This window comes from Mesorhizobium sp. M1312 (genome assembly GCF_040318115.1).
Taxonomy (GTDB): Bacteria; Pseudomonadota; Alphaproteobacteria; order Rhizobiales; family Rhizobiaceae; genus Mesorhizobium.
Genome location: NZ_JAMYLQ010000009.1, coordinates 18,252 through 32,848, shown reverse-complemented (window position 1 = coordinate 32,848; position 14,597 = coordinate 18,252). Strand labels below are relative to the sequence as shown.

Genomic DNA, 14,597 nt, shown 5'->3' with positions numbered 1-14,597 from the left:
GCTATTGAAACGGCAGCGCAGGGATCAGAGCACCTTCCTGAGCTTGTCCTTCATGTCGCCATAGGCCTTCTGCATTTTGCCGGCGATCTTATCGGCCGCGCCTTCAGCCTGGACGCGCCTGTTGCCGGTGGCCTTTCCGGCGGCTTTCTTCACCGAACCTTTGACCTGCTTGGCTAGGCCCGCAACCTGATCCTTGTTCACCATGGCCGCATCTCCCGGGATTATTCTGCCGTTTGGGAAACGGGCAGCTGGTTTTTCGGTTCCGGAGCCTGGCCTCCTCGGACATTAACGAGGCACGTGCTTGGCCCTGACCGCCGGGGGATCGTTACTCGCCATAAAAGAACGCCCCTCGCGCGTTTTATTGCACGGGAGGCGTCCTTTGTGTCAGCCTTTCCTGAGATTTCTCTCATGAACTTCTGACGGTAACCAAAATGCACGGATGCCAAAATGGTTCCCGGCGTGGTACGATTTTTTTTAACAGCTGGCGCTGGCCTGGGTTCGGCGCCAGATCCGTCATCGGATTGCCTACGCAGCCAGGCTTGCGGCGACCAATCCACCGGGGGCGAAAGCAAAAATTGACACGGCGCTAAAAGAAGTCTATAAGCAGTTTGTCGATATTTGTTTGACCGACTTTTGTTATCCGCGTGTCTAGGCGCGCCTTTGACGAACTTCCCCCATCAAAATCGAGACAAACGTTGTTATGCATTCGCATAACAGCGAACGAATATTTGCCATGGAAAGGGTTCGTTATGAGCACAGGCACAGTTAAATGGTTCAACGCCACCAAGGGTTTTGGTTTTATTCAGCCTGACGACGGCTCTGCCGACGTTTTTGTCCACATCTCGGCCGTAGAACGCGCCGGAATGCGCGACATCGTTGAGGGCCAGAAGCTCGGCTACGAGATGGTCCGCGACAACAAGTCGGGCAAGATGTCCGCCGATCAGTTGAAGGCGGCCTAAAACGGAATTCAGCCTCGCCGGTGACCACGGATGTACTGGCACTGGTGAATGGCGGATTCCAGCGCATGACCCCGGAGACCTCGTTTCCGAAAGGATCATGCGCAGATAAAAAGTGCCAGCGCGTCCAAAAGGATGCGCGGCGCTCCAGTGGAAGGTCAGGCAATGCCTGGCCTTTTGCGTTTGGGGCGCTTCAAAAATTCGACAAAGAGCACCGCGCGTTCGCTTGAACGTGCTAAGGCTGCTCCAGCAATTTGAATCCGACTGCCGTATTGCTCTGTGCGTGCTCCTGGTCAAAAGACCGGTCTCGCCATTTTTCGGCATTACGCTCCGAACCGGGAGAAAGACCTTGACCGCCACTTCAAAGAAATCCCGCGACCAGGCTGAATCCATCTTCAGCAAGACCCAGACCCAGTCCATGTCGCTCAACCGCATCATTTCCGAACAGGATGCTGTCAGCCAGGCCCGGGAAGCCAAGACCGCGCGGCTGCGCGAGTTGCGCCTGGAAAAGGAAGCCGACGAGATGGCTGCGGCCGCCGCGCTCCCTGTCTCGCCGAAGCGCGTGGGCAAACGCTGATGGCCACCAAGCGCGTCCCGCAAAAGGCGATCGCCGCCGATTCGACCATAGCCGATGTCGTGGGAGCCCTCGACAAGCCGGTCGAGTATGTCCGGCGCGTGCTCGAAAAGCTCGAGCGCTGCAAGCGCGCCCATGGCGATGCCCAGGTCAGGCTCGGCGTGCGTGGCCGCTCCGAATGCCCGAACTATCTGATCGAGTTTGTCCGCGAAAATGCCAAGACCAACGAGCGCGTCACCCATCAGGATGCCGCCTATAGCGGCAGCACGCATCGCGAGCTGGCGCCTCGGCACATCGAGGAGGCCAGGAACTGGTCGCCCGAGGAAATGAACATCACGGCGGTCTCGGCGCTGATCGGCCGCCTTCGCAACCCGAATGCGCCATCATCGCGTTTCTCCGACGAGGATTGATATGGCCATAAAATTCTCCGCCAAGGATCAGCCGGCGGCACCCACTGCCACCGCAAAGCTGGCCAAGCCGGCCGCCGCGCCGAAAGCCGATGAACCCGCCGAGGATGCGACCGATCTGTTCAAGTCGCCGGCGGAAGTAGCGTCGCGCAAGACCAGGAAGAAAAAATAGCGCCTTTGCCGCGAAACGCTGACCTGAATCCGGTTGCGTCAGGGCTGCTTGCCTTGGCGAGCGCCGGGAATTTTTCGTCACTGGAGGAGAGCGCCGCCCCTCTCTTCGACTGCCAGAGCTGCGGCGCCTGCTGTTCCTATTCGGCCGAATGGCCGCGCTTTTCGACCGAGGATGACGCGCAGCTCGACCTAATCCCGCAGAAGTATGTGGCCGCCGACGAATCCGGCATGCGCTGCGACGGCGAGCGCTGCTCGGCGCTTGCCGGCGAGGTCGGCAAGTCGACTATTTGCGGCATTTACGAGGTCAGACCGGACGTCTGCCGCACCTGCATGCCCGGGGGCGACGATTGCCTGATGGCGCGCCATGCCCACGGATTGCCGACGCTGTGATAACGGCCCCAGTGTGTCTCAGTTTGAATTTCCACCTCGGGTGGGGAGCGGCCATTCCTTGTCGCTCGGGTGTGGAATGCCAGCGCTCTGGGCCAGCGGCCATCGGCGGCATCCAGTAGAGACAGGCGGCTCAGTCGTTCCTCACTGGGTCAGCGTGTTTTTGTAGATCCGGCCATCTTTCATGATGATTTTGAAGTTGTCGGCAGGATCGGCCACCAGGTCGATATTCTCGAGCGGATTGCCTTCGACGAGCAGGAGGTCCGCCAGCGCGCCTTCTTCGATCACGCCGAGCTTTCCCGGATAGGGGTTGCGAAGGCCCGACAGCGCGAGCAGCTCGGCATTGGTCCCGGTCGCCATGGCGAGCGCTTCGGCAGGCGTGTACCAACGGACGAGCGAGGTCAGAATTGCTCCCTGCTGCTGCGCCAACGCGCGGGAGAACAGGACATCGGTGCCCCATGCCGTCTTGATCTTGTATTTCTTCGCGAGTTCGTAGGTCCTGCCGATGCCCGGCCACACCTCATCCGCCTTGGCTCGCTCGACCGAACCCTCTTGGAGGCCCGTCCTCATCAATTCGGGAAGCGGCTGCAAGCTCAGCCAAATGTCCTTTTCGGCGATCAGCTTGGCGGTTGCCTCGTCCATGAGGAAGCCGTGTTCGATGCACTTAACACCAGCCGCGATAGCCTTCCGGATCGCATCCGAGGTGAAGGCGTGCGCGGCGACGTAGGTGCCCCAATTCTCGGCAATTTCAACGGCGGCCCGTAGTTCGGGCTCGGTGAAGGTGGTGACGTCGAGCGGGCTGTGGGGCGACGACACTCCGCCGCCCGCTGTCAACTTCAGCAGCGCGGCCCCCTGCATGAACTGCTCGCGGGCACGCAAACGCACCTCGTCGGGGCTGTCCACAACTATGCTGCCGCCGTTCCTCTCCATGGGAGTGAACAAGCCGCCGATCGTCCGAGGCAAGTCGCTGAGCTGGCGGAAATCTCCATGCCCGCTGGTCACGGTGATCATGGCTCCGGACGGATAGATGCGCGGCCCCGCTATGATGCCTTGATCTATCGCGCGCTTAAGGCCGAACGCCGGCCCGCCCACGTCGCGAACGGTGGTGAAGCCGCGCATCAGCGTATCCGTCGCCTCGTCGCCGGCCGCAAGATTGGCGAAGCCGACGTCGCCCATCGCCTCTGCCGGCGTGGACGCAATCAGCATTGCGTGCCAATGCGCATCGATCAGCCCCGGCATCAGCGTTCGCCCGTTGCCGGCAATGCGCCGCGCGCCTTCGGCCGCGATGGGACTTGTCGAGATCCGCGCGATCAGGTTGCCCTGGACCAGCACATTCGACGGAGCCGAAAGTGCGGCGCCCTTTCCGTCGAAGATGCGAACGTTTTCGAAAAGTACGTCATCGGGGCTCGTGGTGGCGCAAAGTCCAAGCAGGAGGGCCGCCGCAAGCATTTCTCTGCCAGAGCGAAGTTTCGTGAAAACTGAGCGCGCAAGAAAGAACAGCACAGCGGCGCAGGACACGGCATGCCCCACAACCTTGCCTTTTGTCGGCTCCTGCGATCCAAAGGATTTGTGACACATGACGATTACCCCGCTTCAGGAGGAGAGGCGGTCACGGTGGAAGGACAAGTTTGTAGCTTATACGGCATTGGGGTCAAGAAGTGTTCCGGACTGGCCTCTTTCGCGGTGAAGGGTCGTATCGAAGGTCAGGCCGATCGTGGTGATCCCAGGGCAAGCAGTGCATGGTTTGCCTGAGGAAGCGATCAGACGAGGGAGCGCGCCCGGAATGGGTGGGAAGTCGCCGTTCGGTTCATCTGCCAGAACAAGCACGTTGCCAAGAGCGGGATATTCGCCTTGGTCTTTCCTGCGAGGCAGCCGCCCAGAACCCAGGAGAAGGATGGTACGGGCTACCCTGTCGCTCCAGTCTTGTCACTAGGTCGGGGCACGCGACCAGGCGCCCACTTCCGAGCGGCTCACGATCACGCTACCCGCCTCGATTTCGAGCTGCATGCGCTGTCCCAAAGTTTCAATATCGACCTCAGCGGCCGTCGCAACTCCCCGGCTCTGTATTTCAGGCAGCATCGTGACAATGAGTTCAGCGGTCTGGTGTGACCAGTCGAGACCGCTCTTGGTTCCCCCAACAACCGCCTCCAAGTGCATTGAGGGCGCGGTCAATCCAGCCGCGCGGAAAGCCGCATCGAGCTTGATACCCATATTGGTCTCGATACCGCTGCGCCGGAACGTCTCGACGATCCATCGACAGCAGTCGTCGTAGGTCGGCGCTGGCGGGCTGGATCGACAGCCGTCCCAATCCGGCTCATGGAAGACGATGGTCCCTCCAGGCCGGAGGTGACGAGCGACGCCACGCAGCATGGCCACAGCATCGGCTTGAAACATCAGAACATAGCGGCCGATCACGGCGTCGAACGGTCGGTCGAACGATAGTGCCGCGGGATCGCCTTCACGGAAGCTGACATTCTGGAGCGGATGCGCTGCCGCGCGCCCCTCCGCCGCCGCAAGAGCCGCCGGAGCCCGATCTGCGCCGATGACCTGACCTTCGCTGCCAACCATCTCGGAAACCAGAAATGTAACGTCGCCCGCGCCACAGCCGACGTCGAGCACGCGCATCCCGGGTCTTATGCCCGCAGACAGCAAGATTCTTCGCGTGATCGGGTTAATGATGCCGCCTGATAGCTGAGACGCCTGATCTCACGATCGGAATGGACGAGAATATACGGGACGTGAACGTTGACACGTGCGCCATCAGCGACTTCCATGGCTTGCCTCCCCTCATACGACTGTTCCCAAGGGAACATCGCGTAAGTCGACGACTATGCGCCGATGCGGCAGCCAGTCAACCAGACTGGCTGTTGACCTCAATGCGAATGTCGCTTCAGGGTCAATGCTTGAAATGAGACACTACCGGCCCCCGGGCTGGCTTGTGCCCGTGCGGTTCGCTGGCTACGCTGCCGGCGGCAGGGAACAAGGCCGGAGGATCATCCGTGAGCATCGAATTCTTGTTGACCTCGCTGATTGTCGTGGCTTCGCCCGGCACCGGCGTTCTCTATACGCTGAGCGCCGGGCTTTCGCGTGGCGCGCGCGCCAGCATCATCGCTGCTTTCGGCTGCACGCTCGGCATCATCCCGCATATGGCGGCCGCCATCACCGGTCTGGCGGCACTGCTGCACACCAGCGCACTCGCCTTCGAGACGCTGAAATATCTGGGCCTCGCCTACCTGCTCTACATGGCGTGGAACACGCTGAAGGAGAGCGGCGGCTTGAGCGTCGGGCAGGATGTCGCGCCGCGCTCTGCCGGCAAGGTGATCACCTCGGGCATCCTCATCAATATCCTCAACCCGAAGCTGTCGATTTTCTTCTTCGCCTTCCTGCCGCAGTTCGTCAGCACCACCGAACCGCATGCGCTGTCGAAGATGCTGGAGCTCAGCACCGTCTTTATGCTTTTGACGTTTGTCGTCTTTGTCGGCTACGGCATCTTCGCCGCCTCGATCCGCAGCCATGTCGTGTCGCGGCCGATGGTGCTGACCTGGATGCGCCGCACCTTCGCCGGCGCCTTCGTCGCGCTCGGCGCAAAACTGGCGCTGACCGAGCGGTAACGCCTGTTGGCGCTATCCCTTGACGTATCCCATCGCCTCGACGATCTGTCCGTCCGTTACGCGCATCAAATTGACGCCACGGATGGAATTGCCGTCGGCACGCCAGTAACGCCAGCGGATTGTCGCCCGTTCACCGGCGACGAACGTCTCTTCAATATCGAAGCGCGTGCCGGGTTCGCTGGCGATCGCCGACCACAGCCGCTCGCAGGCCTCCCGGCCGGCATGGCGGGCGCCATCCGGCGCCGGCACGGTGTTTTCGATGACGCAGTCCTCGGCCACCAGGCCCGGGAGTGCCGACGGATCATGATTTTGGAACACGCCGTTGAAGCGCCGCATGATCTCGGCCGTCTGTCTGGATTGGTCGTCTGGATGGACGACCATGATGCTATCCCGTTTCATCTCGATATCTCCTGATTTCATTTTTCCGCAGCGGCGCCCGTGACGAGGTCGGCCTTGAGCCTGATATCAGCGACGCCTGCCAAGGCCCGGGAGACGAGGCATGTTGCTTTCGCGGATTGGGCAAAGCGCTGGAATTCCTCGGGCGCCAGGCCCGGGATCTCGGCTTCCGTTTCGAGGTCGATGCGGGTGAGCGTCGGTCCGGCCGTGCTCGTTCCGAGATGCACCTTGGCGACGGTGTGGATCCGTACGGGGACATGACCGCCGCTGCCCAGTATGGCGCTCAGCGCCATCGAAAAGCAGCCGGCATGCGCCGCCGCAATCAGTTCCTCGGGATTCGTGCCGGGACCGTTCTCGAAGCGCGACGGGAAGGAATAGGCACCTTCGAAGACGCCGCTGCCGAGCCGTAGCCGGCCCGAACCTTCTTTCAACGAGCCTTGCCACTGGGCCTCTGCTTCACGGATGGTCATTTGTCGTTCTCCTCCCCCGATGAAACAAACCGCCGCAATATATAGACTGATCTACATATTATGTAAACCGATTGTCATATTGGGGGCAAGCCCTATAATGCTCGCTCCTGACAGAGGCTGACATGGCGAATGACACCCGCACCCGCATGATCGAGGCGACAGCGCTGCTGCTGAGGCAGCGCGGCTATCACGGCACCTCGCTCAACGACATCTTGAGCGCCTCCGGTGCACCAAGAGGATCGCTCTACTTTCACTTTCCGGGCGGCAAGGACCAGCTGGTCATCGAGGTGACCCGCGATAGCGTTGACAAGGTGACGGAAAGGCTTGGCGCAGAGCTGGCCGCCGAAAAAGATCCGGCGGTGGCCGTCCACCATATCTATCAGTCGGTCGCGCGCATGCTGGAGGACAACCAGTTCACGCTTGGCTGTCCGATCGCACCCGTGGTGCTGGACTCGCCGATCGACGTGCCGGAGCTGGCCGAACTGTGCCGGTCGGCGTTCGAGCAATGGATAGGCTTGCTGCAGGCGGCCTTCGTCAGGGCAGGGGTGCCCGAGCGCCGCGCCCGCGCTCTGGCGCTGCTTGTCGAATCATCGCTGGAAGGGCTGATGGTGATCGCGCGCGCCACCCGCGACCGCGCCCCGGTGCTGGCGGTGGCCGATGAAGTCGCCGCGCTGATTGAAGGTGCCTTGCCTGCCAAAGAGGGTGCTGTTCAGGCGAGGTGACGTTTTGTGGCCGTTATCGATTGAAGCTGGTTCGGATGCTGCCGAAAAGGGGCGAAGGCCGAGACCTCAGCGCGGCGATTCATGTTCTGCACCGCGATTCATGTTCTGCACCGCCGCGACGCCTGGAAGCAACGGCATGGATCCTAGGGTCTCCGCAACGTCGCTTCGCTCCTGCTTCGCCCTAGGATGACGAAGGCAGTTTGATTTTCGGCCAATCCCGAAGGCTTGCGATTTGCCATCAACCGCGCATCTTTACGCAGTGCGGCCTCCGATCATCTGTTGTCTGTAGTCACCTTCTAAACGCCGACGTTCGTGATTGGCCGCAGGTCACTACGCCTTCGTCATCCTAGGGCGGAGCAGGAGCGAAGCGACGTTGCGGAGACCCTAGGATCCATGCCGTGACAGTGGTCGAAAGGACGCGCCCGTGTAGAATGCGCCCCTTGCTTGTGATCAAGCTCCTCAATCCCACGGTCACCTCAGAGCATGAACGCCACATCAACGAAAAAGGGCGGCATCGCTGCCGCCCTTTCCATAACTGAGGCTGATGGGTTGGATTAGAAATCCATACCGCCCATGCCGCCCATGCCGCCGCCGCCCATGCCGCCAGGCATGCCGCCGCCGGCCGACTCCTTCTTCGGAGCCTCCGCGATCATGGCTTCGGTGGTGACCAGCAGGCCGGCGACCGAGGCCGCGTCCTGGAGAGCCGTGCGCACGACCTTGACCGGATCAACGATACCCATGGCGATCATGTCGCCATATTCGCCGGTCTGGGCGTTGAAGCCGAACGTCGGGCCCTTGTTCTCGAGGATCTTGCCGGCAACGATCGATGCTTCCGCACCGGCGTTGGCCGCGATCTGGCGGGCCGGGGCCTGCAGCGCGCGACGCACGATGCTGATGCCCGCGGTCTGGTCGGAGTTGGCGCCGATAGCCTTGATGCTCAGCGAAGCGCGCAGGAGTGCGACGCCGCCGCCGGGAACGATGCCTTCTTCGACGGCCGCACGGGTCGCGTTGAGGGCGTCATCGACGCGGTCCTTCTTTTCCTTGACTTCGATCTCCGTCGCACCGCCGACGCGGATGACGGCAACTCCGCCCGCCAGCTTGGCGAGACGTTCCTGCAGCTTCTCCTTGTCGTAGTCCGAGGTGGTCTCCTCGATCTGCTGCTTGATCTGGGCGACGCGGCCCTGGATCTCGGCCTTCTTGCCGGCGCCGTCGACGATGGTGGTGTTCTCCTTGGAGATCGACACCTTCTTGGCGCGGCCGAGCATGTTGAGGCCAACATTCTCGAGCTTGATGCCGAGGTCTTCGGAAATGACCTGGCCACCCGTGAGGATAGCGATGTCTTCCAGCATGGCCTTGCGGCGATCACCGAAGCCCGGCGCCTTGACGGCGGCGATCTTCAGGCCGCCGCGCAGCTTGTTGACGACCAGCGTGGCCAGAGCCTCGCCTTCGACGTCTTCCGAGATGATGACCAGCGGCTTTGAGGTCTGCACGACAGCCTCGAGGATCGGCAGCATGGCCTGCAGGTTGGAGAGCTTCTTCTCGTGGAGAAGGATGTAAGCGTCTTCCAGATCCGCAACCATCTTGTCGGCGTTGGTGACGAAGTAGGGCGAGAGATAGCCGCGGTCGAACTGCATGCCTTCGACGACTTCGAGTTCGGTCTCGGCGGTCTTGGCTTCCTCGACCGTGATGACGCCCTCATTGCCGACCTTCTGCATCGCTTCGGCGATCATCGAGCCGACCGAAGCATCGCCATTGCCGGCGATTGTGCCCACCTGGGCAACCTCTTCCGAGGTCTTGATCTTCTTGGCGTTCTTGATCAGCGTCGCGACGACGTCGCTAACCGCGAGATCGATGCCGCGCTTCAGGTCCATCGGGTTCATGCCGGCGGCAACCGCCTTGTGGCCTTCCTGGACGATCGACTGAGCCAGAACGGTCGCGGTCGTGGTACCGTCGCCGGCGATGTCGTTGGTCTTCGAAGCGACTTCGCGGACCATCTGCGCGCCCATGTTCTCGAACTTGTCCTCAAGCTCGATTTCCTTGGCGACGGTGACGCCGTCCTTGGTGATGCGCGGTGCGCCGAACGACTTATCGATGACGACGTTGCGGCCCTTGGGGCCGAGCGTGACCTTCACGGCGTCGGCGAGGATGTTGACGCCGCGCAGCATGCGCTCACGGGCATCGCGGGAAAATTTTACGTCTTTGGCAGCCATTTTTAGCTCCTGGCAGGGGCTTGAATTGAGCCCGAAGATTTAAGTGACGGTGAGGCCGATATTCAGCCGATGATGCCCATGATGTCGGATTCCTTCATGATCAGAAGGTCTTCGCCATTGAGCTTGACTTCGGTGCCCGACCACTTGCCGAACAGGATGCGGTCGCCGGCCTTGACGTCCAGCGGGACGAGCTTGCCGGCTTCGTCACGCGCGCCGGAACCAACGGCGATGATCTCGCCTTCCTGCGGCTTTTCCTTCGCCGTATCGGGGATGATGATCCCGCCGGCAGTCTTGGATTCGGATTCAACCCGGCGTACGACCACGCGGTCATGAAGCGGGCGGAACTTCGACTTTGCCATTTTTTATTCCTCGATGAGAATGGTTAGAACAGTTCCTCCGTCCGGCGGCGCCGGACCTACGCTTAGCACTCACCAATGGCGAGTGCTAACGTGGCGGTGAGATAAGCCGGCGGCTGGCGAGAGTCAAGGCGCTGAGTGAACCGATTGACGCCTGGCGATGAAGTACTGGCGCCTCGGCGAAGCAGGCACCAGCGGCGGGCATCGTTCCGCCAGCGGATGGGGGCCGCCCGGCATGATGCGCACTTCGTCGACCAGCTACTCGCCTCGTCGACGAGCATGCCAAACGTCGCGAAGCATAAGTCTCGAAGGCCTCATCCGCCGGATTGGATAATGCCCTGCTTCGAACAGATACTTGACTAAGTCAAATAAGTGGTTGATCTTGTGCGGGCAGGAGGATGCCATGACCATTCATCATCAACCCGGCAAGGAGCGGATCGATGCAGTGCGGGGCTTCAACCGCTTCTACACCCGCCAGATCGGCCTGCTCGACGAAGGGCTGCTGAAAAGCGCCTTCTCGCTGACCGAGGCTCGCGTGCTCTATGAACTGGCGCATCGCGATCGCCTGACCGCCACCGATCTTGCGCGCGATCTCGGTCTCGACCCCGGCTATCTCAGCCGGTTGTTGAAAAAGTTCGAGGAGCGCGGTCTGGTCGAGCGCGCGGCGACGGAAGCCGATGCGCGGCGCTCGTCGATCGCGCTGACGCCGGCGGGAAGGGTGGCGTTCGCGCCGCTGAACCAGGGTTCGCACGATCAGGTCGCGGCCTTGCTCGACCGGCTTCCCGCTCCGGAACAGGACAGGCTGGTCAAGGCGATGCAGACGGTGCAGAGCCTGCTGGGCGATGGCGCGGAGCCCAAAATTCCTTACATGCTGCGGCCTTTGCAGGTCGGCGATATCGGCTGGATCATCCATCGCCAGGGCCTGCTCTACGCGCAGGAATATGGCTGGGACGAAACCTACGAGGCGCTGGTCGCCGAAATCCTCGGCGCTTTTGTCAAATCCTTGGATCCGAAATGGGAACGCAGCTGGATCGCCGAGCGCGAAAGGGAAGTCGTCGGCTCGGTCTTTGTCGTGCGCCAGTCGGACGCGGTGGCGAAGCTGCGCCTGCTCTATGTCGAACCCTCGGCGCGCGGTCTCGGCATCGGCAAGCGGCTGGTCGAGGAATGCATCGGCTTTGCCCGTGCCAAGGGCTACAAGACATTGACGCTGTGGACCAACGACGTGCTCATCTCAGCGCGCCGCATCTATGAGGCGGCCGGTTTCAAATTGGCCGACGAGGAGCGGCACCACGCCTTCGGCAAGGATCTGGTCGGCCAGAACTGGAACCTGGAACTGTAGCGGTGCTTTAGGCCTTGACCGGTATCCAGATTTCCAGCCCACCATCGCCGCTGCGCGGATCGAATTCGGGGCCGTAGCGCTCGAATTCGGGCGCATCGGCGACCTCGTGCCCGGAGGCCGGCAGCCATTTGTTCCAGATCGTGTTGACCGTGCGGCGGATGGTCGAGATGTGATCACGATGGGCGAACACGGCGTATTTCTGCGCCGGCATGCGCACGCGCGAAAACTCCCTCGGCAGGTCCGAGAAGTCGGTCACCTCGACGCCGGCGATATAGTCGAAATTGCCTGCATCGTCGCCGTTGACGCAGACGCCATAGGCAACGTCGCCGATCTCGCCCGGAATGTTGCCGATATAGGGGCCGAACCGCTGCCACTGCATCGGAATGCCGGCGCTGGTTTGGCAGCTGTAGCGCTCGCCGAGACCGGCGATGAGAAACGGCCGGCTGGCCTCAAAACGCGGCGGCTCGAGGTTGGTGAGGAAGGACTGGTCCATCAGGATCGGCTCCACGAGATCGAGATTGTCGAGCGAGCCTTGCGCGCGCACCAGTTCCGGCGTGGTGCCGAACTGGTCGCGGAAGGCGCGGGTGAAGGCCTCATGCGAGGCGTAACCGGCGTCGAGCGCGACCGAGAGGATGTCGGGTGCACCGGCTGCTAGCTTGCGCGCGGCTTCGGTCAGCCGACGAGAACGGACATAGCCCATCACCGAACGGCCGGTCGCCGCACCGAAAGCTCGCGTCACGTGAAAGCGCGACACACCGCTGCTCTTGGCGACATCGTCGAGCGAGACGGATTCCGGCAGATGGCTTTCGACGAACCATAGCGCTTTCTCGGTCGGGTTCATATGTCTCCTTGCTATGGGACTAGGTCTTGGTCGTCGCATTGGCCAGCTCATGGTGCCGCTTCCTGGTGGAGGCAGTTTGATCGAAATTGCGCACTGCGCAAATTCGACCGACCATCGGTCAATTTCAGCCTGCTCAATCGCGATTTTGCGAGCGACCCTGAACGACTGCCATGCACACTTGCCGGCTTCTGGCATAATACCGTGTCTTGAATAGTGAGCACGCTTATAATATATGGTGCTCATGGTTTCCGACGGCATCGACAGATTGGGCTTTTTGATCCACGACGTGCAGCGCCTGATGCGCAAGCGCTTCGAGGCGAGGGCCAGCGGGCTCGGCCTTTCCTCCGCGCAATGGCGGCTTATGGTCCGCGTCGCCAAGGAAGAAGGCATCACCCAGGCGCGGCTCGCCGAGCTTCTCGAGATCGAGCCGATCAGCGTGTCGCGCCTGGTCGACCGCATGGAGGAGGGCGGCTGGATCGAGCGCCGTTCCGACGCTACCGACCGCCGCGTCCGCATGATCTTCCCGACCGCCAAAGCCAGCGAGGCCTACTCAGAGATCAAGAGCCTTGCTGGCGAAGTCTATGAAGAATCGCTGACCGGCGTGTCGCCCGAAGATCGCCGTGTCCTGATCAAGGGACTGGAGGCTATGGCCAAGAACCTGGCGGACGGCGAGACGGAGTCCGGCGAAAAAGTCGAGAGTACAGAAGGCGCAGCAGCATGAACGCGGTAGCCAAGGTAGACGAGAATGCGACCAAGCTAGAGATGGAAGCTCCCGCGCAGCCGGCGGCAGCTCCGGTAACGGCCGCACCGCAATTAGCGTCGGCGCCGGTGGCGCCGAAGAGGAAGCGCTGTGCCGGCCGCTTCCTTTTAATGTTTGCGCTCCCGGTGGCACTGATCGCCGGCGGCAGCTACGTCTGGGTGACCGGCGGCCGCTATCAGGAGACCGAGAACGCTAATCTGCAGCAGGCCAAGGTCTCGATAGCCGCCGATACGGCCGGCCGCATCGTTCAGGTCGACATTTTCGACAACCAGTCTGTCAAGCAGGGCGACGTGCTGTTCGCCATCGATCCCGAGCCCTACCGGATCGCGCTGGCCCAGGCCGATGCGGCGGTGGCCGGCGCGCGCCTTAATGTCGAGCAGCTGCGTGCGGCCTATAGCCAGGCGGTAGCGCAGGAGAAGTCCGACGCCAGCCAAGTCGACTACGCGCAGTCGCAATATGACCGGGCCGCCGACCTTGCCCGCAAGGGCATCAACGCCAAGTCGTCGCTGGACGAGGCCAGGAACGATCTCGACAAGGCCAAGCAGCAACTGACCGTGGCCGAGCAGGGCATCCTCAGCGCCAGGGCGGCGCTTGGCGGCAATCCCGATATCGAGACCGACATGCATCCGACCGTGATGGCGGCACTCGCTGCGCGGGACAAGGCTGCCTATGATTTGGCGCAGACCACGGTCAGGGCGCCGGCCGACGGCATCGTCAGCCAGGCTGCCTCATTCAAGGTCGGCCAATATGTCGGCTCGGGTACGCCGCTGTTTTCATTGGTCGAGACCGGCGACACCTGGATCGATGCCAATTTCAAGGAAACCCAGCTCACCAATATGAAGCCCGGCCAGAAGGCTGAAATTGTGGTCGACACCTATCCGGGCAAGACGTTCGAAGCCACGGTCAAGGCGATCGGCGCCGGCACCGGAGCCGAGTTCTCGCTGTTGCCTGCCCAGAACGCCACCGGCAACTGGGTCAAGGTCACCCAGCGCATTCCGGTGCGCCTGCAATTGACCGATGCCGACGCTAAGATGGCGCTGCGAACCGGCATGAGCGCGACCGTCACGGTGGACACCGACGTCTCCCGCGGGTTTCCAAGCATCTTCAGCCACGCCACAGCGGGTGAGGCGCAATAGAGCACCTCGTTCCATTGGATGATGAGGTCTGAGGCGCAACGAGTAGAATGCAGGCCGCGCAGGGAGAGGAACGCAGATGACAGGATTGGTCTGAGGGGAGATGCGGTGAGGGTTGGGGTTCGGACCGGGCAGCATTGCGGCCAGGCCGAAGCCTGAATAACCCGACGCAGGCCCCTTCGGTCCTCGGGTTTCCGGGCGGCAGGCGCCCGTTATCGAGACGCTCGGTCGATGTAACCCCCACATCGATTTCGCGTCCCACGC

The 14,597-nt window shown here is 61.9% G+C and carries 18 protein-coding genes; 10 read left to right on the top strand and 8 right to left on the bottom strand.

Features of this window, described 5'->3' with window-relative positions; genetic code table 11:
• Positions 1-24 precede the first annotated feature (24 nt).
• Positions 25-204: a CsbD family protein gene (locus NKH36_RS12865; RefSeq protein ID WP_352962370.1), complete on the bottom strand. Its 180-nt coding sequence runs from the start codon at positions 202-204 to the stop codon at positions 25-27.
• Positions 205-749: 545 nt separating this feature from the next.
• Between NKH36_RS12865 and NKH36_RS12860 the strand changes: the two genes are divergently transcribed.
• The 5 genes from NKH36_RS12860 to NKH36_RS12840 all read left to right on the top strand — a co-directional run bounded on the left by NKH36_RS12860 (position 750) and on the right by NKH36_RS12840 (position 2,498).
• Positions 750-959 carry a cold-shock protein gene (locus NKH36_RS12860; protein WP_010915421.1) on the top strand — a complete coding sequence of 70 codons (210 nt, stop codon included), beginning with the start codon at positions 750-752 and terminating at the stop codon, positions 957-959.
• A gap of 346 nt (positions 960-1,305) precedes the next feature.
• A complete protein-coding gene (locus NKH36_RS12855; protein ID WP_352962369.1) occupies positions 1,306-1,533 on the top strand; it encodes a hypothetical protein in 228 nt (75 codons plus the stop codon).
• Entirely contained in the window at positions 1,533-1,940 is a 408-nt protein-coding gene (locus NKH36_RS12850) for a hypothetical protein (protein ID WP_352962366.1), read from the top strand. Before NKH36_RS12855 ends, NKH36_RS12850 begins: the two co-directional genes overlap by 1 nt.
• Before the next feature lies 1 nt (position 1,941).
• Entirely contained in the window at positions 1,942-2,109 is a 168-nt protein-coding gene (locus NKH36_RS12845; RefSeq protein WP_352962363.1) for a hypothetical protein, read from the top strand.
• A gap of 5 nt (positions 2,110-2,114) precedes the next feature.
• The gene (locus NKH36_RS12840) at positions 2,115-2,498 is read left to right on the top strand and encodes a YkgJ family cysteine cluster protein (protein WP_502912026.1); all 384 of its coding nucleotides are present in this window, start codon (positions 2,115-2,117) and stop codon (positions 2,496-2,498) included.
• Positions 2,499-2,639: 141 nt separating this feature from the next.
• Here NKH36_RS12840 and NKH36_RS12835 read toward each other — a convergent pair whose 3' ends face one another.
• Together NKH36_RS12835 and NKH36_RS12830 are read right to left on the bottom strand one after the other, a co-directional pair.
• Positions 2,640-3,944, bottom strand: coding sequence for a metal-dependent hydrolase family protein (locus tag NKH36_RS12835; protein ID WP_352962357.1), 1,305 nt, complete (start codon positions 3,942-3,944; stop codon positions 2,640-2,642).
• A 480-nt stretch (positions 3,945-4,424) separates the two neighbouring features.
• Positions 4,425-5,147 (bottom strand): class I SAM-dependent methyltransferase, encoded by a 723-nt coding sequence (locus NKH36_RS12830; protein WP_352962355.1) that lies wholly within the window; start codon positions 5,145-5,147, stop codon positions 4,425-4,427.
• 347 nt (positions 5,148-5,494) lie between these two features.
• On the opposite strand from NKH36_RS12830, the gene NKH36_RS12825 reads away from it, so the two are divergent.
• Positions 5,495-6,106 (top strand): LysE family translocator, encoded by a 612-nt coding sequence (locus NKH36_RS12825; RefSeq protein ID WP_352962353.1) that lies wholly within the window; start codon positions 5,495-5,497, stop codon positions 6,104-6,106.
• 12 nt (positions 6,107-6,118) lie between these two features.
• Here NKH36_RS12825 and NKH36_RS12820 read toward each other — a convergent pair whose 3' ends face one another.
• Positions 6,119-6,505 (bottom strand): nuclear transport factor 2 family protein, encoded by a 387-nt coding sequence (locus NKH36_RS12820; protein ID WP_352962352.1) that lies wholly within the window; start codon positions 6,503-6,505, stop codon positions 6,119-6,121.
• Positions 6,506-6,522: 17 nt separating this feature from the next.
• Positions 6,523-6,972, bottom strand: a complete 450-nt coding sequence (locus tag NKH36_RS12815) for an OsmC family protein (protein WP_352962349.1) — start codon at positions 6,970-6,972, stop codon at positions 6,523-6,525.
• A 122-nt stretch (positions 6,973-7,094) separates the two neighbouring features.
• Here NKH36_RS12815 and NKH36_RS12810 point away from each other — a divergent pair, with 122 nt between their 5' ends.
• Positions 7,095-7,694 carry a TetR/AcrR family transcriptional regulator gene (locus tag NKH36_RS12810; RefSeq protein ID WP_352962347.1) on the top strand — a complete coding sequence of 200 codons (600 nt, stop codon included), beginning with the start codon at positions 7,095-7,097 and terminating at the stop codon, positions 7,692-7,694.
• Between the two features lie 554 nt (positions 7,695-8,248).
• Here the strand turns inward: NKH36_RS12810 and groL are convergent.
• Together groL and groES are read right to left on the bottom strand one after the other, a co-directional pair.
• On the bottom strand, positions 8,249-9,904 hold the full coding sequence (gene groL / locus NKH36_RS12805) for a chaperonin GroEL (protein ID WP_352962345.1): 1,656 nt from the start codon (positions 9,902-9,904) through the stop codon (positions 8,249-8,251).
• 62 nt (positions 9,905-9,966) lie between these two features.
• Complete coding sequence (groES, locus tag NKH36_RS12800; protein ID WP_006203049.1) at positions 9,967-10,263, bottom strand: co-chaperone GroES; 297 nt, start codon at positions 10,261-10,263, stop codon at positions 9,967-9,969.
• 400 nt (positions 10,264-10,663) lie between these two features.
• On the opposite strand from groES, the gene NKH36_RS12795 reads away from it, so the two are divergent.
• Complete coding sequence (locus NKH36_RS12795) at positions 10,664-11,599, top strand: bifunctional helix-turn-helix transcriptional regulator/GNAT family N-acetyltransferase (protein WP_352960068.1); 936 nt, start codon at positions 10,664-10,666, stop codon at positions 11,597-11,599.
• A 7-nt stretch (positions 11,600-11,606) separates the two neighbouring features.
• On the opposite strand, the gene NKH36_RS12790 is transcribed toward NKH36_RS12795, so the two are convergent.
• Positions 11,607-12,440: an AraC family transcriptional regulator gene (locus NKH36_RS12790; protein ID WP_352960070.1), complete on the bottom strand. Its 834-nt coding sequence runs from the start codon at positions 12,438-12,440 to the stop codon at positions 11,607-11,609.
• A 241-nt stretch (positions 12,441-12,681) separates the two neighbouring features.
• Here NKH36_RS12790 and NKH36_RS12785 point away from each other — a divergent pair, with 241 nt between their 5' ends.
• Together NKH36_RS12785 and NKH36_RS12780 are read left to right on the top strand one after the other, a co-directional pair.
• On the top strand, positions 12,682-13,161 hold the full coding sequence (locus tag NKH36_RS12785) for a MarR family winged helix-turn-helix transcriptional regulator (RefSeq protein ID WP_352960213.1): 480 nt from the start codon (positions 12,682-12,684) through the stop codon (positions 13,159-13,161).
• Positions 13,158-14,336, top strand: a complete 1,179-nt coding sequence (locus tag NKH36_RS12780) for an HlyD family secretion protein (RefSeq protein ID WP_352960072.1) — start codon at positions 13,158-13,160, stop codon at positions 14,334-14,336. Before NKH36_RS12785 ends, NKH36_RS12780 begins: the two co-directional genes overlap by 4 nt.
• The last annotated feature ends 261 nt before the right edge of the window (positions 14,337-14,597 follow it).

Coding starts and splice junctions, on each gene's coding strand:
- NKH36_RS12835 (WP_352962357.1), bottom strand. CDS start 3,944: ATGCTTGCGGCGGCCCTCCTGCTTGGACTTTGCGCCACCACGAGCCCC.
- groL (WP_352962345.1), bottom strand. CDS start 9,904: ATGGCTGCCAAAGACGTAAAATTTTCCCGCGATGCCCGTGAGCGCATG.
- NKH36_RS12820 (WP_352962352.1), bottom strand. CDS start 6,505: ATGAAACGGGATAGCATCATGGTCGTCCATCCAGACGACCAATCCAGA.
- NKH36_RS12845 (WP_352962363.1), top strand. CDS start 1,942: ATGGCCATAAAATTCTCCGCCAAGGATCAGCCGGCGGCACCCACTGCC.
- NKH36_RS12795 (WP_352960068.1), top strand. CDS start 10,664: ATGACCATTCATCATCAACCCGGCAAGGAGCGGATCGATGCAGTGCGG.
- NKH36_RS12815 (WP_352962349.1), bottom strand. CDS start 6,972: ATGACCATCCGTGAAGCAGAGGCCCAGTGGCAAGGCTCGTTGAAAGAA.
- NKH36_RS12790 (WP_352960070.1), bottom strand. CDS start 12,440: ATGAACCCGACCGAGAAAGCGCTATGGTTCGTCGAAAGCCATCTGCCG.
- groES (WP_006203049.1), bottom strand. CDS start 10,263: ATGGCAAAGTCGAAGTTCCGCCCGCTTCATGACCGCGTGGTCGTACGC.
- NKH36_RS12865 (WP_352962370.1), bottom strand. CDS start 204: ATGGTGAACAAGGATCAGGTTGCGGGCCTAGCCAAGCAGGTCAAAGGT.
- NKH36_RS12850 (WP_352962366.1), top strand. CDS start 1,533: ATGGCCACCAAGCGCGTCCCGCAAAAGGCGATCGCCGCCGATTCGACC.
- NKH36_RS12810 (WP_352962347.1), top strand. CDS start 7,095: ATGGCGAATGACACCCGCACCCGCATGATCGAGGCGACAGCGCTGCTG.
- NKH36_RS12860 (WP_010915421.1), top strand. CDS start 750: ATGAGCACAGGCACAGTTAAATGGTTCAACGCCACCAAGGGTTTTGGT.
- NKH36_RS12780 (WP_352960072.1), top strand. CDS start 13,158: ATGAACGCGGTAGCCAAGGTAGACGAGAATGCGACCAAGCTAGAGATG.
- NKH36_RS12785 (WP_352960213.1), top strand. CDS start 12,682: ATGGTTTCCGACGGCATCGACAGATTGGGCTTTTTGATCCACGACGTG.